Origin of the sequence: Dyadobacter tibetensis Y620-1, from assembly GCF_000566685.1 — a bacterium.
GTDB lineage: Bacteria > Bacteroidota > Bacteroidia > Cytophagales > Spirosomataceae > Dyadobacter > Dyadobacter tibetensis.
Genome location: NZ_AZQN01000003.1, coordinates 861,299 through 885,955, shown reverse-complemented (window position 1 = coordinate 885,955; position 24,657 = coordinate 861,299). Strand labels below are relative to the sequence as shown.

Here is a 24,657-nt window from a genome sequence, read left to right as displayed (position 1 = left end):
GGGGCAGATTATGCAAATTAATTTTGGTGTGCACTCATTATGACCTTACCTTGTATTATTCACTTTCTATTGCCATCAAATTACCATTATTTCGAGCAATCAGGAACAAGCGCTTTCCACCTACCATTATTGATCTTATTTTTTTCACCTGACCATTTATTACAAGACCTGGTATGGGCTCAACTTCAAAATGACCTCCTCCCCGATTGCGAAGTATAGAGCCATAGTTGGCATCATACCGGCCCATTTGAATGTTGCTGTCAAAAAAATTTCCCATAACCATCAGATCAGGCAGATCTCCTTTTTTACCTTCGAGAGCTGCCGCTGCATACAAGGGGCTCCACTGTCCCTTAAAAGGGAGTGCTATACATTGAAATGAACCCCTTCCATTATTTATAAATACACTAGACTCGAAATAATTTGCTTCTCTGACCTCTGCTTCTTTTATTTTATCAGGGCCTAATATTTCTCTAAAATTGGCCTGAGCAAACTTAGAAGCACGACTGTATTTTTTTCGTATAAAAGGTATTTGTTTCTCTAACTCCATTTTCGTAGGAAAAAGAGACTCAACCCCATTAAGGTAGTAAGTAAGAATAGGCTCTGCTCTTCCATTATTATCATAATCATTCACATAGACTCTTAGGGGTTGCTCCTTACTAGCTTTTAATCTACTGTTCAAACCCAGATTCCCTGAAAGTAGATCCATATCTCCATCCCCATCCAAATCGACTGGGTATATAAAGTTCCACCATCCCTTCTTATCGGTAAGTTGACTTGGTACAAAACTTTTCTTTTGATTGGTAAAAACATAGATACCGTCCCATTCCAGGGCGACTACGAGGTCTTTATTCCCATCAGAATTCATATCCACCCATTCGGCATCTCTGACAAAGCCTATACTTTTTAATGTTTTGGCATATTGTTCAGTCACATCGCTAAATGTGCCATCACCATTATTAGCCAAAAGATAGGATTTAGGTCGGTCACCATAATTCAGTGGTTCAGATCTTCCGCCAATGAATAAATCGGGCTTCCCGTCCCCCGTAAAATCGCACACTTTGACACAAGAAGCCGTGACATAAATATTCTCAAATGCATTATCTTTTACTGCCAGCCCACCCCGTCTGTCATTGAGGTAGAGTCTTGGTTGCTGATATTCCGATCGATTAAAAAACTCGTTACCCCCTGTTGCCACAACCAGATCCAAGTAGCCATCTCCATTCGCATCCAACCATTGGGCGTCAATCTCTTCATAGGTCGAATCCTGGCGTAGAGCGGCCTGAAAAGATTCTTCAAACTGGCCTAAGCTATTTTGTATAAATAAACGGCTCTGTGTCTTTTTAGAAGACCCTAGAAAGACATCTTCCAAGCCATCCTTATTAAAATCACCTACTGCTAAAGCAGGGCCATCGGCCGTGGTCTCAAACGGTATTAAAGAGTTTCTATCAAACTCTACGAAATTATTTTCTTTATGTGTGGCATGAAGTCCTAGTTTGCCTGCAATATCCTTATAAGTTGGATGGCTTACGCTTTGATTTAATTCAGGACGTAATTGATCATAATCCAATATTGGAAGTTGACTATTATAACTAATGGAGATGGAATCGTTAAGGCCATCGGAATAGATCATCTGATAGCGGTGGTCGGGCCAGACACACATCACCGAATCGACTTCCTGTTTTTTACCTAAACCAATATGAACTGGAATTTCCATGCTGGAAAGGAAGCCTCTTACGGGAAACTTCTCATACAGCAAGACTGCATTTTCTTTTTTATAAACGACAATTTTTGCTCCGATAGCATTTCTATTTCCTTTTGCTCCCTGAAGATATATGCGCAGATAATCGTTTGGTGACGATTGCTCATTGGCTAAATTTTCATAAACAAATACAGGATCATTAATATTATTAGTCACCAAATCCAAATCTCCGTCATTATCCAGATCGGCATAAACAGCACCGTTAGAGTAAGATATCTGATTGCCATCTATCTTGAGCTCGACATCTTCAAAACTTAAATCGCCAAGATTTCTGAAAAATTTGTTTTTTAATTTGATCTCGGGAAGCTTATCGGCAAGTCCGGGGTCATTTTCATCGAAATTCCGATCATTAATCTTTTGCTGAACCACATCATTAGACACATATTTAATATAGTCTATATCATTCATACGCTTGGGTATGCCATTGGAAATAAACAGGTCTTTTAGGCCATCGTTATCAAAATCGGTAAATAAAGATGCCCACGACCAGTCGGATGCATGTATTCCGGCATAGGTACCCACTTCACTATAGGTTCCATTCCCATTATTTCGTTGTAAGTTATTTCGGGCGTACTGTCGGCTATATCCTTGCTCTAGCTTGTACCGGGAAATACTATAGGAATCCTCACCTTCCGATTTTTTCAGTATTTCGTAGTCATCCGGTAGCATATCCAGGGAGATAATCTCCGGGAAGAGATCATTATCCAGATCTGCAATATCCACCCCCATCGAAAACTGACTGGTATGGCCAAAGGCCCTGTCAGACTCATCCTTAAACCGGCCATTTTTTTGATTAATGTATAGGTAATCATTTTCATGGAAATCGTTTCCGATATAGAGGTCAGGATAACCGTCCAAATTCACGTCTCCCACTCCAAGTCCCAGACCATATCCCAGAGCGTTACTATGAATTCCCGCCTTGGGCGTCACATCAACAAATTTTTGATTTTTATTTTCAAAAAGTCGATCGCCGGCCATAGGATGGAATGTCTTCAAAAACTGATCTCTACGTCCAAACGTCCCATTTTGATGGACTGAATGATTCAACTGAAACATATCCAAATCGCCATCTAGGTCATAATCGAAAAACAAGGCCTGTGTTCCAAAGACTACGAGGTCTAAGCCATATTCCTTGGATTTCTCCCGATATATCGGAATCCCCTCCGAATTAATACGCTCACATACATAGAGTAGATTGTGTCCTTTCATGCTCTCAAAATCACCAACCTGGCTGATATATATATCCATTAAGCCATCTTGATTGATATCTATCACCGACACGCCCGTGGACCAGGCCTTGCCTTCGGACAGATTGGCCTTATCCGTAATATCTTCAAATTTCAAACTTCCTTTGTTCAGATACATCCGGCTTGGCTCCTGATTGGCCGAGAAAAATAAATCTACTAACCCATCATTATTGAAATCTGCGGCACCTATCCCAGCCCCATTATAGAAATACATATAATAAAAAATATTGAAGGACTTGGAAGAGGTCAGCCTATTGGAGAAATCAATGCCCGTACTCGAAGCTGGCAGTAGACGGAAAAGATCAGGTGTAGCATCCGCCTTCGGCTTACAATTTGAAAATGTCAGCAGAAGGCCGGTCAAAGACAGTATCCATATGATCGCAGCAGGATAGCCATTTAAAGATTTAGAAGGCCAGTAATTCATTTCATTTGTTTTTTAAATAAGACAGGCTGCTGATTATTTATCAATCCCATCAAGTGAGGTTGCCCTCCTATGCCTATTACGTTAATTTGTTTCACATCTCCATCCAGCCGCAACCCACTGGCTTTTGAATTCAGTACTAAAAACTGCCCTTTACCCTTATTAATTAATACATGCCCGGCGCTAGCATCCAGCGCACCGAGCTGCGGTATAAAATGAGTGAAATTTCCTCCTAAAATCAAATCTTGTTTTCCGTCCTGGTCGACATCCATACTAGCGATGGCATTTATACAGGAGGTCTGGACCATTTCGGGAAGGGGTATTATTTCAAACTTTCCTTTACCATTATTAATGGCCAGGACCGATTCTAAATAATTTACCGACTTCAACTTGGAAGTTTTTATAAGTGTACCCGGGAAAAGATCTGTAATTGATTTAGTTGCAAATTCACTGTGTTTTAGGCTCTTTTTCTTTAGGAAAGGGAATTGAGTAGTGAGTTCTCGTTTTAATAGGACTGGCATATCCTTGGTGTCCACTGTTTTGGTCAGAACTTTTTCTATGGTTCCGTTCGAATTGAAGTCGTTAATCCAAATTTTCAGTGGTTCTGATTCACTGGCCTTTAGAGAAAAATTAGTTCCAAGATTTCCAAAAACAAAATCCTGATCCCCATCTCCGTCTATATCAATTCCCAGAGCACTTCCCCAAAATCCCTGATACTGTTCTAATCCAGTTTCCAGCTCTTTAAACTTGGAAGTAGTATATTTAAATACCCTCGGACTCATCCAGTCACCTACTACTATCAGTTCTTCAAAGTCGTCGCCATCTATATCCCGCCATAAGGCATCCCGAATCATGCCCATATTCTGAATCTCAGGGAGGACATTTTTGCTGACATCTTTGAAAATGCCCTGACCATTATTATTATAAATTACGCTCTTAGGAGTAGAGCCATATTCTTTTGGCACGCTGCGGGCACCAATAAAAAGATCTAGGTCGCCATCACCATCATAGTCATGAGCCGTTATCACCGCTGTATTCATTGCATTTGGAGGTAAAGCGGAACGCTGTAATGTAAAATTACCCTTACCATCATTAAGATAAAGCCTCGAAGGAAGTTCTGGGGTTCGGCCGGAAGCTTCATTACCGCCACTGCCCACAATAAGATCTAAATCACCATCTCTGTCGCAATCAAAAAATAAAGCTGCCGTATCCTCAAAATCGGCAAGTTCGGTAAAAATAGGTTGATCGGATTTGATAAAAGCACCATTCTTCTGAAAATACAATTGGCCGGCTTGTCCTTTGGCACCACAGATATAAAGGTCGGAGCTGCCATCCCGATTCACGTCTCCTATAGCGGCTTTTGGCCCCTCTCGCGACAGTAAGTACGGAATATTACGTTCGCCATAATAATCATCATAGCTATTCTCCTGATGCTTTACTAAGGCAGTACCAATTTTCTGAAAATATGGATGAGACCTATCTTCCAAATAAGGATCCTGTAGATTCGTTGCGTCTTTTATGTTTACCTGAACTAATTTATTTATTGCTGGATTTTTCTGTCGTGTCACCATTCGATTAGGCCAAATGACAAGGAGTGAATCTACTCGTTGAACTCCGCCTAAGCCAATAGTCAGGGGGTATTCGGTACTGGACTGAAAGCCCTTCGAAGGAAACAACTGTCTACTAAAAACCTGGTCGCCAACATATAGCTTGACCATGGCACCAATCGCTTTGGTATTTTTTTCATCACCCGTTAGCTGGATTTTGAAGTAATTTCCAGGGCTAGCCATTTTTTCTGACTTATTTTCATAGATAGAAGCGGGTTGGTTGACATTATTTATTACTAAATCCAAATCGCCGTCATTGTCCAAATCTGCATAGGCAGCGCCATTAGAAAACGTTTTGGCCCCAAAGCCAAAGTCTTCCGCCTTTTCAACAAATTTATTGCTGCCGACATTATGAAAAAAAACATTGGGGATGGGCGTGGACGGCATTTTATTGACAATTTCCTGCATAGACGCTTTCTCCCCCGATACCACCATTTTCTGGGCAATATCGTTAGCAAAAAAATCTATAAAATCCTGATCTATTACATCATGATAAATTCCATTGCATACATAGATATCATTTAAGCCGTCGTTATCCGCATCAAACATCAGGGCTCCCCAACTCCAGTCACTAGCCGCCACTCCAGCGAAATGCGCAATCTCGCTGAAGGTGCCATCCTGATTATTCAGTTGAAGGCTGTTTTGCATATACTGCCTTGCAAATCCTTTTTCTTGCTTCAAATCAAATACATAATGATTTTCAAATGATGTTGATGTTCGCAGTCTATATTCATCCCGGGGCAACATGTCTGTTGCAAATAGTTCCGGATAGCCGTCATTATTAATGTCGGCCATATCGGCGCCCATCGAAGCCAGGCTGGTATGTTTAATTCTGGCCTCCAGTTCCTCAGAAAACTTTCCATTTCCCTGGTTGATATAGAGATAATCCCTTTCAAAAAAGTCGTTCGATATATATATATCCGGAAATTGATCGTCATTAATGTCCCCTACAGTAACGCCGAGTCCAAAACCAATCAGGCTCCCATATATCCCCGCTTCTTCGCTCACATCGATAAAATGTCCATCCACATTTTGCAATAACTTATCCCCTCCGCCCTTCAGAAAATCCTTTACGGGCCAATCCTTAGCCCTTAATTCCCGATTATTGGCATAGTTCAATGTATTGACAGGGATAAAGCTATTATTGAGTATATAGACATCCAAATCACCGTCCAGATCATAATCGAAGAAAGCAGCGTGCGTGCTATAACCATTATCGTTCAGGCCATATTTCCTAGCAGCTTCTGTAAAGGTTCCATCTCCATTATTGATAAAAAGTTCGTTTTCCTGACCGATACCTTTTTGGAACCCTGCATTGCAAACGTAAATATCCAACCAATTATCATGATTAATATCCACCATCACTACTCCCGTACTCCACTTACCCTCGGCACCGGCAACCCCGGCCTCTAGAGGAGCCTCTTCGAATTTAAGATTCCCTTTATTGATAAATAGTTTATTGGGGCCCATATTGGCCGTTAAATAAATATCCGGCAGACCGTCATTATTGATGTCTCCTGTGGCAACTCCTCCCCCATTATAGAAATTTCGGTAAGTGAAAATATTAAAATCTTCCTGATTACGAACAACATTTTCAAATACCACCCCGGATTGTCCCGGGTCCAGTAACTGGAAACGCTTGTTGTCAGCATCTTTTTTGCAACCAATCTGAATTATTATGAGGAATACCCAGTAGCACGGGTATGGAAACTTTGATTCCCAAAATTTTTGCATTGAAATTATATGGTTAAGGAAGGAGGTCCTTCCAAGTCAAATCGTCAAGAGCCACAACCGGTTTCTTAATAGTTATGCTCCCCTCTACTGGAATTTTTTGAGTTGAAAGTCCTTCAGCACCATACTTCCCCGCCATTCCAACTACAGATATGATCAACGCCTGCTGATCGAATCGGGCAACTGTAATTTGGCCCTGTGTCATTACATAGCCTAATCCCTTACGGGCAGATTTATCTATGATTTTGCCCACTAACAAACTTCCAGATCGTTGGTCCCTTTCGTTCAGACTATGGATCCATGGTCTTTTCGGCAAGTCGGATGGCAACTGAAACGATAATATAATCTGGCCTTCTGATTGATCCTTTAAATTTACTGCCATGGTCCCATGACTGATAGAAGTTGATCCCTGGAAAATGCTGGAATCTGCATAAAAGAGGTTCTCTCCAATCGTAATATCTACCCGTCCTTGCCCGTCCTGCAATTGATCCAAGGTAACTATAGGTATAGAGTCGTTATTACCACTTCCTTGACACCCAGCAAATAGGATCGATATCAGTAATAATCTAAGTGTAAAATTCATCAATTGTTATTATGTAAAAATGCTCGAAGATTCGAGCATTTTTACATAAGCATTAAGTGATTAAAAGTTTAATAGCCCGGGTTTTGTTCCAAGTTAGGATTGGACACAATTGCGGTAGAGGGAATTGGATATAAAACCGTATGAGGAGCATTAACTGTAGCCCCTTGCCCGTTAACAAACTTCCCGAAACGTATTTCTATCGTACGTTTTCCACCTTCCCAATACAATTCCCGCCCTATTTCCTCAAAAAGATTATCGGCGGTCAGGCTTGCCAATGCGGTGGCTTTATTTTTGGTTCTTAAAGCATTAATCATAACCAGAGCTTCTGCCGCCTTTCCTCCACGGAACATCGCCTCGGCTTTCATCAAATATGCCTCTCCGAAGCGCATCAAAATATATTTACCAGCATCGGCAGGGTGATATTTAATGACCCGAATCCCCTTATCAGTAGCTGCACCCGCCAAGGGTACATCACGGGTAAATTTAAGTGGTTTCTTAGAACGGGAGTCTATGATATCTTCAATTTTTATTTTCCCGGTCGCATCCGTTACGTATTCGCCCTTAGAATCCTTAACAGGGCCTCTTTGCTGCCCGAAAAGAAAGCCCTTTCCCAGCCAGGAATATTTTGTCCCGTCCTCAGTCGGGGGCAAACCTTTACGCACATCTTTATCTTCAAAGGTATCATAAAAGTCTGCAAGCGTAGTAAATCCATTCCATCCACTAGGATCCTGGTCATAGTGCATCGTCATCATCCAACGATTTTGAGGAGTTCCTTCCAAAGACACCAGAATAATTTCGTTGGAAGCGTTGGCAGTAAAATTCTTAAAATAGGCGCTTTCCAGGCTATAACCATCCTTTTCAATAGCATCGACATAGGCAATTACTTTGTCCATATCAGCCTGATCGAAGGTATACGAAACCTCGCCCATATTGCTTTTATATACGGCCTTGTTCAGATAAAGCTTGGCCAACAGAAAGTTAGCCGCAGCCTTAGACGCTACTCCATTATTGGGTCCCGGACCAATTTTGGCCAGATTCGGCAGGGCTTCTTCAAGGTCTTTCACGATAAAGTCAAAGGCCTCAGAACGTGTAAAGACCTTGGGTAAGTCATCAGGCCCCTGGGTTACTTCCCGAATTGGTGCCACTCCCCAATAATCCATTACATGAAACATATTGAAAGCCCGCAGAAATAGAGCTTGTGCCTTCTGCTCGGGAGAGGGGTTGGAGGCTATAATCTCATTAGCTTTATATACCCTCTGATTCAAATTATTCCAGGCATCTCTAATATAGGAGTGAGAGGCATCCCAAGTGTGAGAATCCAGAGTACGCCATACCCCGTTATCCCCCCAGTCCACTCCACGCGTCGGAGGAATCATTTCCGCGGACGTATGTACCCCCAGCGCATAGATCCCAGCCTGATCGGTATAGGTTCCTAAGTCCTTATAGGCAGAGGCTAATAATTCGGTAGGATTTCCTGGTGTAAATCCGCCTCCTTCAGAGGTTCTTACAATCGAATCCTTTTCTTCGTTTACTAGATCGGTACAGCCTGTCAGCATAGCCAAACAAGCAGTGGTAACTAAGACCTGATATATTGATAACTTTTTCATTTTGAATGCTTTTTTTAGTTAAAATGACACATTGACTCCAATCGTCCAAGTTCTAGCTCTTGGATAGGCGGTGTAATCGATTCCGAATGAAGGAATGTCATTTAATGATTTATTTGTGGTTACTTCAGGATCTTGCCCGTCGTACTTGGTAAAGGTCAATAGATTTTGACCGGTGATATAAACTCTGGCAGAAGAGATAATCTTATTCTCCCCTAGAGGCACTCTATATCCTACCGATAAGTTTTGAAGTCTGACAAAATCACCTTTTTGAAGGAACCTGGTACTTACTTCCGGAGCATTTAAAGAGCCTTCTCCGTTATTGATAACATTCTTAGTAACATTACGACCATTTGCAAAAGACCCCTGCGTAAAGAAAGCATTTTCAGTGTTGGAATATAAATAATTACCGAATACACCGTTGAAGAAGACGCTTGCATCGAAATTCTTATACCGGAAATTATTTGTCAATCCACTAGTCAACTTTGGAAGAGGACTTTTTCCTCCTAAGAATTGCTGAAAGTCTCCATTAGGATAAATACTATTGCCCGACTCATCGAAGCCTGCAAACTCTCTAAGGAAGAAAGCGAATAAGGGTTGTCCTTCAGCAAGGCGTTGAGCGAAAGCTCCTGACAGCCCCTGACCATTAATTTCTCCTGTATCATACGTTCCCTTTAGATTTTTAACAAGGTTCTTATTATAGGCTAGGTTGAGTAGAACCTCCCACGAAAAATCCTTGCGATCCATAGCAACAGCATTCAGGGCTAACTCTACCCCCTGATTTTGGATATCAGTATCCAAGTTTTGAAATACGAAGGGATTAGGTGCTGGTTGAGCGGCAACGACTTTAAACAGAAGGTCTCTCGTAGACTTCGAGTATAGGTCAATTGACCCCGAAAGTTTGCTCTTAAATATTGCAAAGTCCAACCCCAAATTCAAGGCTGTCGTTGATTCCCATTTCAGATTAGGATTATTGAATGCAACTGCGTTCAATCCCCCTCCTTCTATTTTATTAGCGTCTTGGTTAATGGTATAATCGCTATAACGGTCTCTTCTATCGTATACGTTATGCGGTATTGCCTGATTACCCGTAATCCCATAGCCGACACGTAAGGCAAGGTCATCAAACATTGTTTTAGGAATAAAATCTTCTTCCATCAGTTTCCACTTGAAGGCTCCTGAAGGGAAGTAGCCATATTTATTATTGCCACCAAACTTAGATGATCCATCAACCCTCAGGGTGGCCGTAAATAAATACTTGCTCCTAATTCCCACGTTGACCCTACCAAAATAAGATTGTAACTCATCTTTGGTATAATTGGAATTCTGAACCACAGAACCTACTGACTCTAGGTTAGAGGCATCTTTTATTAGTATGCTTCCAGCTGATCCAAGGTTATTGATCATTACATCCATATCCGTGGTTCTGAAATTGGCTGCGGCAATACTTTTCCCAGAGTTTTCAAAACTTTGATAGGAATAACCTAATAATCCGTTGAAAGAGACATCTCCAAACTCCTTATCGTAGGTAAAATAATTTTCCCAGAGTTGGTTATCCGCCTCTACATCGCGTATATATACACGCCCTTTACCTGTAATCCCAGTAGCCACCAGGTCTCCGGACAGTGCCTGCTTTCTACTCGCCATGGATTTATCAAACCCAAGTACGGTTTTGAATTTCAATCCATTTATAATCTGCAGTTCTGCGTTAATATTACCCAATGCACGAAGGGTATTATTATTATCTTTCGAATAGGCCAAAAATGCCATGGGATTGGGTTCCGTATTCCCAGGTTGGTTATAAGAACCATCTTCGTTGAATACGGTACGGGTAGGATTCGATTTTAATATTGCTCCCATCAGGTCGCCCTCAAAGCCGGAATTCTCGGAAATGGGAACGCCCGCATCTTGCGTATTAGCGAAGCTTAAGTTACTTCCAATGGTTAGTTTATCATTAACAAATTTCTTCTGGCCATTGAAACTCACACTATAGCGCTTCACATTAGACTTTTCTACAATTCCGTCCTGATTCATATAACCCAGAGAAAAGCGGTAATTACCCGTCTGATCACCCCCGCCATAAGAAAGATTATGCTGATGTGTCAGAGCAGTCCGGAAGGCTTCATCCTGCCAATCTGTACTTGCTTCGTAGTCTTGGCCACCTGCCGCCCGGTATTCATCCGCCGATAGCAGGTCATATTTTTTAGTGATATTACTAACCCCTAAAGAATAGCTATAATCCAGAGAGCCCGAGCCCTTACCTTTCTTAGTAGTAATGAGTACAACTCCATTGGCACCCCTGGATCCATAGATAGCGGTTGCTGAGGCATCTTTCAGAATATCTATGCTCGCAATATCATCTGGATTTAAGAAATTCAAAGGGTTCTTCGCTGCCTGACGCCCTACCCCTTGTGAGTTTCCGCTACCGGAGGTATTGTCCCCACTAAGCGGTACACCATCAATTACAAATAAAGGGTTATTTCCACCTAATACGGAAGAGGTTCCACGAATACGAACGTTTATACCTCCTCCAGGCTCTCCACTGGACTGGGAAATTTGTACCCCAGCTACTCTACCTTGCATAAGCTGTTCTGGGGAAGTTACTACTCCCTTCTGAAAGTCTTTGGCCCCAATTGCTGAAACTGATCCGGTAGCATCCTTCTTCTTAACCGTACCATATCCTACTACCACAACTTCCTCTAAGGCTCTTATATCTTCCTTGAGAACGACATTAATTACGGACTTATTTCCAACCGCAATGTCTTGAGATACGAAGCCTATGGCAGAGAAAGTCAGTGTGGCGTTGGCCGGAGCCGATAAGGTGTAGCCTCCATCAATATCCGTATTTGTTCCGGTAGTGGTACCTTTCACCGTTACGGTGACCCCGGGAATACCTTCTGATTTTGAGTCAGTAACTTTACCGGATAAATTAACATTCTGGGCAATGGCAGAACCCGAGCCACAGATGGTAATTATTAGTAGAATTAAATAGATTTTATAAAGCAAAGTTGTCTCAGATTTTGCTTTACGGCTGAGGCCTCGTAATACGTCCCTCTGCCAATCATAGGAGCATAAATTCTTCATAGGTTTTCGTTTGGTTTGTTATATAGCACTATTATTTTCATACCAATTTAATATGGTACAATATCACTATAAACTTGGTTCTTAAGAACGATAATATGCATTTAATATAATCAAACATTAAAATAATACCATGTTTACAGATAATTTAAAGTAAATTTGTACAATTATTCCTTCTAATACAACAATAGCAATTTAATTTTTGGACATTTCATTACGATTGAATTATTAAAATATTTTAGCAAATACTTATACTATCTAAGCATCTTTCCGAATTATTGGCGGTATCCAGACGAGTACATCGAAAAGTCCTATTTACAAATGTCGATTTTTGAAATTTTAGCTTTTTCCTTAATGCTTCAAAGCCTGTTACTTCGTAACTTTGTCTTACGACATTTTATATTAAATAGTACCTATGACCACCTCGCCAGAGCAGTTATCCCTGAACTTAAAATCATTGGCAGATCAGATCGAAGGCGATCTCCACTTAGATAATACCATACGTACCCTTTATGCCACTGATGCATCGGCTTACCGCGAGATGCCCCTTGGAGTAGCCATACCCAAGCATAAGAAAGACCTGAAGGCGATTATTGATTTTGCTATACGAGAAAAAATTTCCCTGATACCCCGTACGGCAGGGACGTCACTGGCCGGGCAAGTGGTAGGTAGCGGACTCGTTGTCGACGTTTCTAAACATTTCAATAAAATACTAGAAATCAACCCGCAGGAGCGCTGGGTAAGGGTGCAACCTGGAGTGGTAAGGGATGAATTAAACTTTGCCTTGAAGGAATATGGTCTTTATTATGGTCCCGAAACTTCTACAGCCAACAGGGCTATGATTGGTGGCATGGTAGGTAATAACTCCTGTGGGTCCAACAGCATTGTATATGGTAGTGCAAGGGAGCACACCCTGGAAGTCCACGCCCTGCTTGCTGATGGGAGCGAGGCACATTTCCATAATCTGAGCAGGGAAGAGTATAATCGGAGAATTCAGGAAGCCCAGGCAAAAAATGGTTCGGCAACCCTGGAGGACAAAATATACCTAAAGACTCATGACATACTCCAGGATAGTCGTAACAAGGAGGAGATTCGTAAAAATTTCCCCAAACCCAGTATTAGTCGCAGGAATACGGGGTATGCCTTGGATATGCTGTTAAACATGCAACCCTTCAACGAACCCGGGCAGGAGTCACTCCCCTTTAATATGTGTAGCTTAATAGCCGGCTCCGAAGGCACTCTCTGCTTTTTGACAGAAATAAAGGTTAATCTGGTTGCCCTGCCGCCTAAGACCCAGGGACTACTTTGCATCCATTGCGACACCATTGATGAGGCCTTAAGGACAACTATCCTCACCCTCAAATACCAGCCGCAGGCCGTAGAATTAATAGACGATTATATACTGGAATGTGCCGCTACAAATGTGGAGCAGAAAAAAAATGCCTTCTTTGTCAAAAACAAGCCTGATGGTAAATTCCCTGCAATCCTGGTGGTCGATCTCTCCCGTGAAACACAGGCAGAGGTAGAGGAAAGCTGCGAGCAACTCGTAAAGGAACTTAAAGAAGCAGGCATGGGCTTTCACTATCCGCTGCTTTTTGGAGAAGATACCAAAAAAGTATGGGCCTTGCGAAAGGCAGGTCTGGGTCTTCTGGCTAATTTGCCCGGAGATGAAAAAGCCGTAGCCGTCATCGAGGATACGGCAGTAGACGTCCTGGATCAGCCGCAATATATCCGAGATTTCAATGAGATTCTTAAGCAACATGGCATGTCGTCCGTTCATTATGCACATGCAGGAACCGGAGAGATACATTTACGCCCCATTATAAATTTGAAGACCAAGGAAGGCCATCAACAGTTCCGAATGATTGCCGAAGAAATTGCTACGCTTGTAAAGAAATACGATGGCTCACTATCTGGAGAGCATGGCGATGGACGGCTCAGAGGTGAATTTATTCCTAAAATGGTAGGGGAGCATAATTATCAACTCTTTAAGGAAATCAAAAAACTTTGGGACCCCTACAATTTATTCAATCCGGGAAAAATTGTTGACACGGCTCCGATGGATACCTTTTTACGCTACGAGGCCGACCAGAAAACTCCTGAATTTAAAACCAATTTCCGATTCCACGATCAGAACATCCTTCAACATGCCGAGCAATGTAACGGAGCGGGAGACTGTCGGAAAACAAAACTGAGTGGAGGTACTATGTGTCCTAGCTTTATGGCCACTCGGAACGAAAAGGATACCACCCGGGCACGAGCCAATATACTCCGGGAGATGCTAACCCATTCCACCAAAGAAAACCGTTTCGATCATCCAGAAATCAAGGAAGTTTTTGATCTATGTCTTGCCTGTAAGGGCTGCAAAGGGGAGTGTCCTTCCAATGTGGATGTTGCTAAACTCAAAATGGAATTCCTGCAACAATATCACGATGCCAATGGGGTTCCATTACGGTCGTGGATGATCGGAAATTTTTCGAAAATGACGAGCATGGCGAGTTATGTGCCTTGGGCCTATAATATGGTTTTCAAAAATGCCCCACTGAGGCGCATGGCCAATAAATTGGTAGGCTTCCATCCAGACAGAACCATGCCTCTACTCCACAGAACCACCCTAAAATCATGGTGGAAAAAGCATAGCCAGGCGAGTTCTGATACCAACAGTCCAGTTGTATACCTGTTTTGTGATGAATTCACTAATTATAATGATGTCGAAATAGGTAAAAAGGCCATTCTAACGCTGGAGAAACTCGGCTATGAGGTGATTATTCCGGCTCATAAACCCTCCGGACGGCCTCAACTATCAAAAGGCCTGCTCCGCGATGCCAAAGCACTTGCTGAAGAAAACGTGCGACTGTTAAAAGACCTGATTGCCCATGATACCCCATTAATAGGTATCGAACCTTCTGCTATTCTTACTTTCCGGGATGAATACCCCGACCTGGTGGACGACAGCCTTCTCGAAGACGCCAAAAGGCTCGGAAGCAATGCATTACAGTTTGATGAATTTATTGCCCGGGAGATAGCCCTTAAGAAAATCGACAGAAACCGCTTTACCAAGGAAAAAAGATTGATAAAACTCCACGGCCACTGCCAGCAGAAAGCGATATCCAGCTTAGTTCCAACCAAGATTATGCTGTCATTACCAGAAAATTATAACGTTCAGTTAATCCCTTCAGGCTGCTGTGGCATGGCCGGTTCATTTGGCTATGAGCAAGAACATTACGATCTATCAATGCAAATAGGTGAACTTGTTTTATTCCCAACGGTACGTCAACAACCTCAGGAAGTGATTATTGCAGCCCCTGGCACCAGCTGTAGGCACCAGATCCATGATGGAACCGGCAGAAAGGCCCTCCACCCTGCCGAAATATTATTCGAGGCACTGCTATAATTAATGATTCCCCTTTATCTTCGGTACATGCGTGTATAGGAATAAAGGGGAGCCATTTACAACTCAATATCCGGTTTTCCACGCATTAATTTCGTAGCAGAACGTTTCTTTTTCCCCTTGAGGCGCTTTAGTTTACTCGCAAAGGTTGGTTTGGTCGATTTCCTGGGTTTTTCAGCCTGAAAAGCTCTTTCCAATAAGTTCTTAAACTTTTCGATCACCCCTTTTTTATTGGCCAGCTGAGTCCGGGACGACTGATCAAAAAGAATCAATACACCCTCCTGCGTGAGCCTATTTTTCAGTTTGTCAATAATAATATCCCTTTGCTCGTTAGTCAAAAGGGAAGAACCCTGAACATCGAAGCGTAGCTCTACCTTCGTTTCTAACTTATTTACATGCTGTCCCCCACTCCCTCCACTACGGGCCGTCTGAAATACTACCTCCTGCAGTAGCAGGACGGGATCGGGACTTTCTATACTTACCATTTTTAAATCAGATTCAATTGTACGAATGACCGGCAACCAGTCGTTTTTTATACATCGCCACCAAAGTTATTCCCCAACTGTTTTGTTAATACATGTTAAAGATCAAGGCCTTATCCGGGCAACAGGCTGCTGAATTGTCATTGCTCTGGATTATTTTGATTGCTTGAGCACCCCTATAAATTACTACATGCCAACTATTTACCAAAAATACGCATCTAATTAGCAAAATAGTCATGAGAAGTAAGCTAAAAATCCTCCTGCAAGGCCCAGACGAAACGCGTTAAACTATTTTTATGATATTCTGTCCTACTACCATAAAACGACATTTCCATTCATTTTTAAATATATAGCCATGAAAGCCAGACGATCCATTCAATTATTAGCCTTAACCCTACTGCTGTTGGGGGGCATCACATTCCCTAAAAGTGGAAATGCTCAGCCCAATGTGCGACTCACTTTTCAAACCTTTTACCATGAACTATCTCCTTACGGACGGTGGACCACTTCGCCGCAGTACGGCTCCGTATGGTCTCCCTACGTATCCCAGGATTTTCAACCTTATTCTACCAATGGATATTGGGAGATGACAGAATACGGCAATACCTGGATTTCGGATTACGAATGGGGCTGGGCCGCCTTTCATTACGGGCGTTGGTCCTTCGATGATTATTTAGGCTGGTTCTGGATTCCTGGGTACGAATGGGGTCCGGCCTGGGTCAATTGGCGTTCGGGAGGAGGCTATTATGGGTGGGCACCACTGGGCCCTGGAATGAATATTAATGTTTCTATTAACATTCCGTCTTTCTGGTGGGTTTTCGTTCCTAATAGACATTTTTACACGCCCAACTGGCATCGCTACTGGGTTCCGCGAAATAGAATTTCCAGAATTTATAACCAAACAACGATCATCAACAATTATTATCGTTACGACAACCGCACCTATGTCTACGGCCCACGCCGCGATGATATCGAGCGCTATACCCGCCGCTCAGTGCCGGTACGTGATATCGTCGTAAATGATCGGGGCAGGACTGTAGTGAACCAATCGAGTAGAAGCAATGATCGTACAGACTTGTACCAAAGAACCCCTTCGACCCGAAACGGAGCTACGGATAGCAGATATAATGGTCGTACGAGCAGTGAATATAGCAGTCCCAGAGGAAGCACTAACTCTGGATCTGAGCGTACAGGAAGCAGAACAGGAGCAGACTACAATGTTCCCGAACGTTCGACTATCCCTAGCAATTCGAGAGGTAGCATAGAATATAATAGACCTTCGGAGCCTAATAACAGTCGCAGCTATCCATCTCAGAGACAGACGCCAACCCGATCGAACACGGAGAGTTTACCTTCCCGATCGACCTATGAGGGACGTTCATCGGAGCGAGTGGCAGCCCCGGAGCAGAATAGCAGCCGATCCAGTCGGCAGCCAGCGAGCCGAAGCTATCCAACTCAGGAAAGTTCGTCTACGCCCAATGTACGCTCAGCACCGACGCCATCTGCCCCCTCTCGCTCGTCCCGGACCGAAAGTTCTCCTACCCGCTCGCGATCCTCTTCCAGCTCTGAGCGAAGTGGTTCTTCTTCGGAACGTAGCAGCCGCAACCCCCAATAATCCGCTTTGCGGAGAGGTAAGGCGGAAGTCCCCGGATGTATCACGGGGACTTCCGCCTTAAATTTTATATATGGTTTTTTATGGTTAATATTTGCTATTTTTAGACTCTTACAAAAAAACAACATCCAGAAATGGAAATACAATTTGATATAGAATTTAAAGAAAGCGCTCCTAAGTATGTACAAATCATCAACTCTCTACTCCAAGCCATAAGTAAGGGTAAGCTTAAAAGAGGTGATAAAATACCCTCTATTAATCAGTTGAGTGAGGAGTTTTTACTTTCCAGAGATACTGTAGAAAAGGCCTATAAGCATATGATCAAGGATGGTGTGCTTATTTCGGTGCGGGGAAAAGGGTATTTTATCAATCGGGTAGATGTAGAAAACACCACCCGTGTGCTGCTGGTAATGAATAAGATCAGCAATTATAAAAAACAGGTATATAACGCCTTCGTAGAACAGGTAGGGAAAAATGTGAATGTCGACTTACATATCCATCATTCCAATATTAATATTTTTAAGAATTTAATCAAAAACAGCATCGGTGAATATGACCATTATGTTGTGATGCCACATTTTTACGAAAAAAATGAGGAGGCGATAGAGATTCTGAAGCTTCTACCTCCTGAGAAGCTCATACTATTGGACAAAGACATTGACTTTCCAGGAAAAAAACATTCTTGTGTCTACCAGAATTTCGAGAAAGATATTGTAGAGGCGTTAAATGAAGCAGAAAGCCTGCTAAAGGCCTACTCTAAACTCATTCTTATTTTTCCTACCATCATTCCTTACCCAAAGGAAATCGTAAAAGGCTTTAGAATATTTTGTATTCAGCAAGAAATAGAACACGAGATTATCTATGACTTTCAGGAGACTAATGTGGTTACAGAGCAGGCAGCATACATCGTCGTAGAAGAGAACGACCTGGTAGAGTTGATAAAAAAATGTCGCCAGCAAGCCCTGGACGTAGGTAAAGATGTAGGAATTATATCTTACAACGAAACGCCTCTTAAAGAAATATTACTGAATGGCATTACCACCATCTCCACTGATCATGAGCAAATGGGGCGGACAGCCGCAAACCTGATCATTAATGGTGAACAGGCATTTGTGAAAAATCCATTCACCCTTACCATTCGTAAATCCTTATAAACAACAGGGAGTGCTCAGGAATAATCATCCCGGCACTCCCTGTTATTTTTTGAACAAAAAGTGATCTACAGGCCAGTAGCTATAGTCGTATTTCCACGCTCCTTGGTCAGCTGGGCCCTTACCTCCAGGGCCCGGAATAATCCAAGCGGATCGATAGCGCCTCCATTCCGCCGCATCATTTCGCGTACCAACGGACGAACATCCGTCCTGAAGGCATGTTGCAGAATCTGTTGCGCTTCCACCGCATCGTTATTTATGCGTGCATACTCTAAGGCGGGTCGGTCTACCAGTAAAGCTTGCGCATAAGCGATCAGTATTGCTTCCACCGATTGAAGCAGATCCTCGAGTGGATCCTTCACGTTATGGCTGGCATCAATCATCCAGGCATAGGCATCACTCCCACGTCCAGCGGTTTGCATTCCGGCAACCAATTCATTAAAGATCAAAAACAGCATATAGGGCCGAATACTTCCTACCGTCAGATCGTCGTCGCCATATTTGGAGTCATTGAAATGAAAACCTGCCAATCGATCTTCCATCATCAACATGGCCACAATCTGTTCGATATTAGCATTTGGCAGATGGTGCCCCAAGTCTACTAGTACATCGGCCTTAGGTCCCAGTTTCTGACATAGCATCAGGGAGCTTCCCCAGTCCTGAATTACTGTTGAATAGAAATTAGGTTCGTAAGCCTTATATTCCACAAACATTTTCCAGTCTTCGGGCAGTGCTTTATAAATCTCCTGCAGAGAAGCCAGGGTATTCTGAAAAGAACGTGCGAATTGTGCCTGGCCCGGAAAACAAGACCCATCAGATAACCAGATGGAAAGGGACTTGGAACCTAACTCCTTTCCATATTTTATTACTTCTATATTATGGTCTACCGCCTGCTTACGAACTGAGGGGTCGGTATGAGACAAAGAGCCAAACTTATAGGATAATTTTTGATCTTTCTGATCCTGGAAGGTATTAGAATTTACAGCATCGAATTTCAGATCTAACGAAGCAGCCAGCGCCATAATTTCCTCAGCTTGTTGGGGAATATCCCAAGGGATATGCAGGGAAATAGCACCACTAGAGCGGTTCAAGGCATGCAATAGGCCAACATCCGAAACTTTATGTTCCAGAGTGCCCGGCTCTCCTGTTCCCGAAAACCGTCCAAATCGCGTCCCACCTGTTCCTAGGGCCCAACTAGGAATAGCCACTTGAAAGTCGGCCAATTCGGCTATCACCCGATCTACATCGATTCCTTGCTCGGCGAGCTGTTCCTTGAGAAAGATAAACTGATTATTATGTCTGGAAAACAAACCGTCGTTATACTGATCGATCTGCTGCTGTTGAATCTTCATAATAAGAATTATTGGAGAATAAAAAAAGGGAATCGTGCAAGGTAGACCGTGGACTGAAAGCTATCCGGCAGCAAAATGCTACCGGAAGCTATTGTAGCCCTATTGCCATCCACTGCGATACGACTCCCTTTTTTAGGTTAATTAACGTACAAAGGCAGCAGGAACTCCACCATCTACATTGATGACATTCCCTGTACTCTTATTGAGCATACCACTTACGAAAATATATACACCATTAGCGATGTCTTCCGTATGGATTTCGGCATTCAATACGGTTCGCTTGGCATAATAGGCCGGAAGCTCCTCGATCTTGATACCATAGGCTTTGGCACGGCCTGCAGCCCAGCCACTTTCCCAAATTTTACTACCTGCAATTACGGCATCAGGATTTACAATATTGACCCGGATCTTATCACCACCGAGCTCTGCAGCAAGCAAACGACTCATATGTTGCTGAGCCGCTTTGGCAGTACCATAAGCCACGTTATTAGGACCGGATACAAGGCCATTTTTAGAAGCAATATTGACAATATCTCCCCCCATACCTTGTTGGCGCATTATCGCTACCGACTCCTGAGACACCAGGAACTGCCCCTTTACGAGTACGTCGTGCAGGATATCCCAGTCCTTAATAGTCGTATCGGCGATAGGTTTCGAAATGGATAGACCTGCGCAGTTAACGACGATATCAAGGCCTCCAAATCTTAATTTTGTTTTCTCCATTGCCGCTTTTATCTGGTCAGGATCTAAAACATTAGCATTAGCTATTTCCGAATAATCTTTACCAAATTTGGCATCAAATTCCGCTTTCGTCTCGGCCAGAGCCGCATCGTCGATATCAGAAATCACCACGCAGGCACCTTCCTGTAATAGCTTCATCGCGATCGCTTTGCCTATGCCACCAGATCCACCTGTTACCAGAGCTACCCGGCGCGATACGGTTTTCTCCTTAGGCATACGCTGAAGTTTCGCCTCTTCGAGTAACCAATATTCGATATCAAAAGCCTCTTGCTCAGGCAAAGAAACGTAGGAAGAAATGGCCTCAGCCCCTTTCATCACATTGATGGCATTAATATAAAACTCAGCTGCTACACGAGCAGTCTGTTTGTCTTTAGCAAAAGAGAACATGCCCACTCCTGGTATCAAAATAATTACGGGGTTCGGGTCACGTACCGCTGGGCTGTTATCACGCTTACAGCGGTCATAATAGGCTTGATAATCTACCCGGTAAGCCTCAAACTGAGGGGTAATCTGAGCCAGTATTTCCTCATCGGTACCTCCTAATAATTCAAAAGGGAAGTCCAGAACCAGAGGACGGATTTTGGTACGAAGGAAGTGATCGGGACAGCTGGTACCTAATGGTGCCAATTTATCCAGATCATTACTTCCGATGAATTCCAGAACACGTTCATCGTCGGTAAAATGTCCGATCATCGCTTGCTTGTCCGAGGCCAGTCCGCGAAGATATGGCGCCAACTTGCCAGCTACTTCCATGCGGCGCTCTGGTGCCTCATTTTCTATTTTCTTTCCGCCAAAAACGGGACCCTTTTTCCCATAATTTTCCGCCAGATATTCCGAAGCCTTTTCTATGGTATTCAAGGTGTTGATATAGGATTCATAGGCAGTATCGCCCCAGGTAAACAGTCCATGTCCGCCCAATACGATCCCACGGATACCGGGATTATCTGCCAGAGCCTTCTCTAACTGAAGCCCCAGATCAAAGCCCGGACGTTGCCAATTAACCCATGCCAACTCGCCCTCAAAAAGTTCTTTCGTAATAGCTTCACCGTCCTTAGAGGCAGCAATGGCTATTAACGCGTCTGGATGTAAATGGTCGATATGCTTAAATGGCAAGAGCCCGTGAAGTGGAGTATCAATGGAAGGAGCCTTCGATTTCAGATCGAAGATACAGTGGTTAAAAAGCTCCACCATCTCATCTTCAAATTCTAATCCACGATAGATATTCTTCAGGCTATGCAGACGCTCCTGGTATAATCCGGCAAGTCCACTACGGGTTAAGGTTCCAATATCCCCCCCCGACCCTTTGATCCACATCACTTCAACCTCTTTACCCGTCAAAGGATCTTTCTCCATGGTTTTACAACTGGTGTTACCTCCAGCATAATTGGTAAGTCGCAAATCTGCACCTAGCAGATTAGAGCGGTAAAGGAGTAGAGCTATCTGGTCATCTCCCAGGGAGTCTGCCTTCTCTTGATCCCATAAATAACTTACATACTTGTACTGAGCGACTTTGGTTTGGTTCATGTGTTCTTTTAATTTTAATACGAATAGGTAATTTTTAATTACTTCAAAAGGCTAGGGAAAGGAATAATTGATCCACTTCTAATGTTCTGCAAGATTATTGAACTTCCTGTTGGGTTCCGTCCTGTGGTATCCTGTCTGTAGCAATAAAATAAGATAGAATAGCAATTTATGAGCTTTCGTGAAAGGAAAGGCACAAAAAAAGTCTGGCTACTCACCAGACCTTTTTTTATAAATAAAATTTTTAACTCATTTTTTACTGCCAGACCAGTCCCATATTATGAAACATGAAACCATAAATATCGGCTTGAGTTTCCAGGGCTTTTCTTGTATTACTAGCTCCATGACCCGAATTCGTATCTATTCGTATCAGTAATGGATTTTCCGACGAAGGACCCGCAACCCTTTGTAATTGGGCAGCATACTTAAAAGAATGTGCAGGCACCACCCGGTCATCATGATCAGCAGTAGTAATCATGGTAGCAGGATAAGCCGTATTCTCCTTCACATTATGAAGAGGAGAGTAACTGTAGAGCATTTTGAACTCCTCAGCATTTTCACTGCTACCATAGTCAGCTATCCAGTTCCACCCGATAGTAAATTTGTGAAAACGCAGCATATCCATTACGCCTACCGCCGGAAAGGCCACCTGGCAAAGGTCGGGCCGCTGATTAATCACCGCCCCCACGAGCAGTCCACCGTTGGAGCCACCCTGCAGCGCTAATTTGGAAGGGCTGGTATATTTTTCTTGAAACAAAAACTCAGCCGCTGCAATAAAGTCATCGAAGACATTCTGTTTTTTAAGTTTCATACCCTGCTCGTGCCAGGTTTCACCATATTCTCCCCCACCCCGTAAATTCGCCTGTACATACACCCCTCCCTGGTCCAGGAATGGAATTCGGGTGGGGCTAAATGCTGGAGTAAGACTGATGTTAAAACCTCCATAGCCATAAAGAAGGGTGGGATTCTGCCCATTCAGCTCTAAACCTTTTTTAAAAGTGATAAAAGCTGGAATCCGTGTTCCATCCTTACTAGGATAAAACACCTGACGCGTTTCATAGTCCCCGGGTTCGAAAGCCAGTTCCGGTTTTTTAAACAAGCTGCTAACTCCAGAGGAAATATCATATTTAAAAATCGTCGGAGGATAGATAAAGGAGGTGTAGGTATAAAACACAAAAGTATCCGTTGCTTCACCTCCAAAACCTGTGGCAGTCCCTAAGCCAGGCAATTCTACCTCCCGTTCTTTTTTGCCCTGCATATTCAAGACATATATTCTTGTGCTTACATCCTTAGAGTAGGAAACAAATAGTTTCCCTCCTGCCGAGCCAACACCTTGCAACGGCTCAGGCTGTTCGGCCAGCACGGTACGCCAAGCCTTCTTAATGGGATCAAAATGCATCAGCTTACCATTAGGTGCCTCTTCATTGGTTTCTATGAGAAATCCATCCGAGACATTCTCTACCAAACTATAGCTATAGTTCGTAATTTCGGCTATTACAGGCCGGAAAGTAGAAGATTGAGCGTCCTTTACCCAAAGCCCATTTCCATCTTTACCTTTACCCCGATCGCTTACATAGAGTACCGCAAAGCGTTCATCTTCCGTGGTAGATACAGTATGAAAGCGTTGAGAATTAGCCTTATCTTCAAATATTAATTGATCGGCCGACTGCTCCGTTCCAATTTTATGGAAATAAACCTGATGATTTTCATTTTTAGCGGCCAAAGCGCTACCATCAGGCTTGGGATAGCGACTATAATAAAATCCATCACCCTGCCAGGCAGCACCTGAAACCTTCACCCATTCTACCCGATCGGGCAACATTTCCAAGGTTTTCATATCCATAACCTGATACGTTTGCCAGTCGGAGCCACCTTTGGAAAATCCACAAATGGCATAGGCACCATTTTTAGAAAGATTGAAGACGGTAAGCCGGGTGGTAGCATCCGTAGACAGTGAATTAGGGTCAATAACTACCTCAACTTCCCCATTTTCACCCTTCTGTCTGTATAATACAGACTGATTCTGCAGGCCATCATTCTTATAAAAATAATAATAGTCTCCCTTCTTCTTGGGTGCAGAATATTTAGGGTAATTATATGCCTTTTCCAGATCATCAAATATTTTTCCTTTATATGGGATCGCATCCAAAAATTGAAAGGTTACTTTATTCTGGGCCTTTACCCATGCTTCCGTTTCTGCGGACCGGTCGTCTTCTAACCAACGATAGGGATCGGCAACAGGGGTACCGTGATAGTCGTCCACCTGCTCAACGGTTGTAGTACTAGGATAGGCAATTTTTTGGGCCAGGGTGTCTCCACCCATTAACCCGGAAGTGATCAGACTCAACATTAATATATTATTTCTCATGATTAC

General features: G+C 43.1%; 12 protein-coding genes. 3 read left to right on the top strand and 9 right to left on the bottom strand.

Going from position 1 to position 24,657, the window contains the following annotated elements; all coding sequences use genetic code 11:
- Positions 1-55: 55 nt before the first annotated feature.
- The 5 genes from X939_RS0110715 to X939_RS0110695 form a co-directional block, all read right to left on the bottom strand.
- A complete protein-coding gene (locus X939_RS0110715) occupies positions 56-3,430 on the bottom strand; it encodes a VCBS repeat-containing protein (RefSeq protein WP_025763259.1) in 3,375 nt (1,124 codons plus the stop codon).
- Complete coding sequence (locus X939_RS0110710; RefSeq protein ID WP_025763258.1) at positions 3,427-6,768, bottom strand: VCBS repeat-containing protein; 3,342 nt, start codon at positions 6,766-6,768, stop codon at positions 3,427-3,429. Before X939_RS0110710 ends, X939_RS0110715 begins: the two co-directional genes overlap by 4 nt.
- A gap of 13 nt (positions 6,769-6,781) precedes the next feature.
- Complete coding sequence (locus X939_RS0110705) at positions 6,782-7,348, bottom strand: hypothetical protein (RefSeq protein WP_025763257.1); 567 nt, start codon at positions 7,346-7,348, stop codon at positions 6,782-6,784.
- 68 nt (positions 7,349-7,416) lie between these two features.
- Positions 7,417-8,955 (bottom strand): RagB/SusD family nutrient uptake outer membrane protein, encoded by a 1,539-nt coding sequence (locus X939_RS0110700; RefSeq protein ID WP_025763256.1) that lies wholly within the window; start codon positions 8,953-8,955, stop codon positions 7,417-7,419.
- Between the two features lie 18 nt (positions 8,956-8,973).
- Positions 8,974-12,036: a SusC/RagA family TonB-linked outer membrane protein gene (locus X939_RS0110695; protein ID WP_025763255.1), complete on the bottom strand. Its 3,063-nt coding sequence runs from the start codon at positions 12,034-12,036 to the stop codon at positions 8,974-8,976.
- 412 nt (positions 12,037-12,448) lie between these two features.
- Here X939_RS0110695 and X939_RS0110690 point away from each other — a divergent pair, with 412 nt between their 5' ends.
- Entirely contained in the window at positions 12,449-15,427 is a 2,979-nt protein-coding gene (locus X939_RS0110690) for an FAD-binding and (Fe-S)-binding domain-containing protein (RefSeq protein WP_025763254.1), read from the top strand.
- Positions 15,428-15,483: 56 nt separating this feature from the next.
- On the opposite strand, the gene arfB is transcribed toward X939_RS0110690, so the two are convergent.
- A complete protein-coding gene (arfB, locus tag X939_RS0110685; protein ID WP_025763253.1) occupies positions 15,484-15,909 on the bottom strand; it encodes an alternative ribosome rescue aminoacyl-tRNA hydrolase ArfB in 426 nt (141 codons plus the stop codon).
- A gap of 352 nt (positions 15,910-16,261) precedes the next feature.
- Between arfB and X939_RS0110680 the strand changes: the two genes are divergently transcribed.
- A complete protein-coding gene (locus X939_RS0110680; protein ID WP_025763252.1) occupies positions 16,262-17,521 on the top strand; it encodes a DUF6600 domain-containing protein in 1,260 nt (419 codons plus the stop codon).
- 131 nt (positions 17,522-17,652) lie between these two features.
- Positions 17,653-18,672 (top strand): GntR family transcriptional regulator, encoded by a 1,020-nt coding sequence (locus tag X939_RS0110675; RefSeq protein WP_025763251.1) that lies wholly within the window; start codon positions 17,653-17,655, stop codon positions 18,670-18,672.
- Between the two features lie 65 nt (positions 18,673-18,737).
- Here X939_RS0110675 and X939_RS0110670 read toward each other — a convergent pair whose 3' ends face one another.
- From X939_RS0110670 to X939_RS0110660, 3 genes are all read right to left on the bottom strand, one after another.
- Complete coding sequence (locus tag X939_RS0110670; protein ID WP_025763249.1) at positions 18,738-20,021, bottom strand: sugar isomerase; 1,284 nt, start codon at positions 20,019-20,021, stop codon at positions 18,738-18,740.
- 141 nt (positions 20,022-20,162) lie between these two features.
- Entirely contained in the window at positions 20,163-22,286 is a 2,124-nt protein-coding gene (locus X939_RS0110665; protein WP_025763248.1) for a bifunctional rhamnulose-1-phosphate aldolase/short-chain dehydrogenase, read from the bottom strand.
- A 253-nt stretch (positions 22,287-22,539) separates the two neighbouring features.
- On the bottom strand, positions 22,540-24,651 hold the full coding sequence (locus tag X939_RS0110660) for a prolyl oligopeptidase family serine peptidase (RefSeq protein WP_025763247.1): 2,112 nt from the start codon (positions 24,649-24,651) through the stop codon (positions 22,540-22,542).
- Between the last annotated feature and the right edge of the window lie 6 nt (positions 24,652-24,657).

What these genes read in the sequence shown, in the direction of transcription:
- X939_RS0110715 (WP_025763259.1), bottom strand. Translation starts at nt 3,430, where the DNA reads ATGAATTACTGGCCTTCTAAATCTTTAAATGGCTATCCTGCTGCGATC.
- X939_RS0110670 (WP_025763249.1), bottom strand. Translation starts at nt 20,021, where the DNA reads ATGAAGATTCAACAGCAGCAGATCGATCAGTATAACGACGGTTTGTTT.
- X939_RS0110700 (WP_025763256.1), bottom strand. Translation starts at nt 8,955, where the DNA reads ATGAAAAAGTTATCAATATATCAGGTCTTAGTTACCACTGCTTGTTTG.
- X939_RS0110690 (WP_025763254.1), top strand. Translation starts at nt 12,449, where the DNA reads ATGACCACCTCGCCAGAGCAGTTATCCCTGAACTTAAAATCATTGGCA.
- X939_RS0110675 (WP_025763251.1), top strand. Translation starts at nt 17,653, where the DNA reads ATGGAAATACAATTTGATATAGAATTTAAAGAAAGCGCTCCTAAGTAT.
- arfB (WP_025763253.1), bottom strand. Translation starts at nt 15,909, where the DNA reads ATGGTAAGTATAGAAAGTCCCGATCCCGTCCTGCTACTGCAGGAGGTA.
- X939_RS0110680 (WP_025763252.1), top strand. Translation starts at nt 16,262, where the DNA reads ATGAAAGCCAGACGATCCATTCAATTATTAGCCTTAACCCTACTGCTG.
- X939_RS0110705 (WP_025763257.1), bottom strand. Translation starts at nt 7,348, where the DNA reads ATGAATTTTACACTTAGATTATTACTGATATCGATCCTATTTGCTGGG.
- X939_RS0110695 (WP_025763255.1), bottom strand. Translation starts at nt 12,036, where the DNA reads ATGAAGAATTTATGCTCCTATGATTGGCAGAGGGACGTATTACGAGGC.
- X939_RS0110660 (WP_025763247.1), bottom strand. Translation starts at nt 24,651, where the DNA reads ATGAGAAATAATATATTAATGTTGAGTCTGATCACTTCCGGGTTAATG.
- X939_RS0110710 (WP_025763258.1), bottom strand. Translation starts at nt 6,768, where the DNA reads ATGCAAAAATTTTGGGAATCAAAGTTTCCATACCCGTGCTACTGGGTA.
- X939_RS0110665 (WP_025763248.1), bottom strand. Translation starts at nt 22,286, where the DNA reads ATGAACCAAACCAAAGTCGCTCAGTACAAGTATGTAAGTTATTTATGG.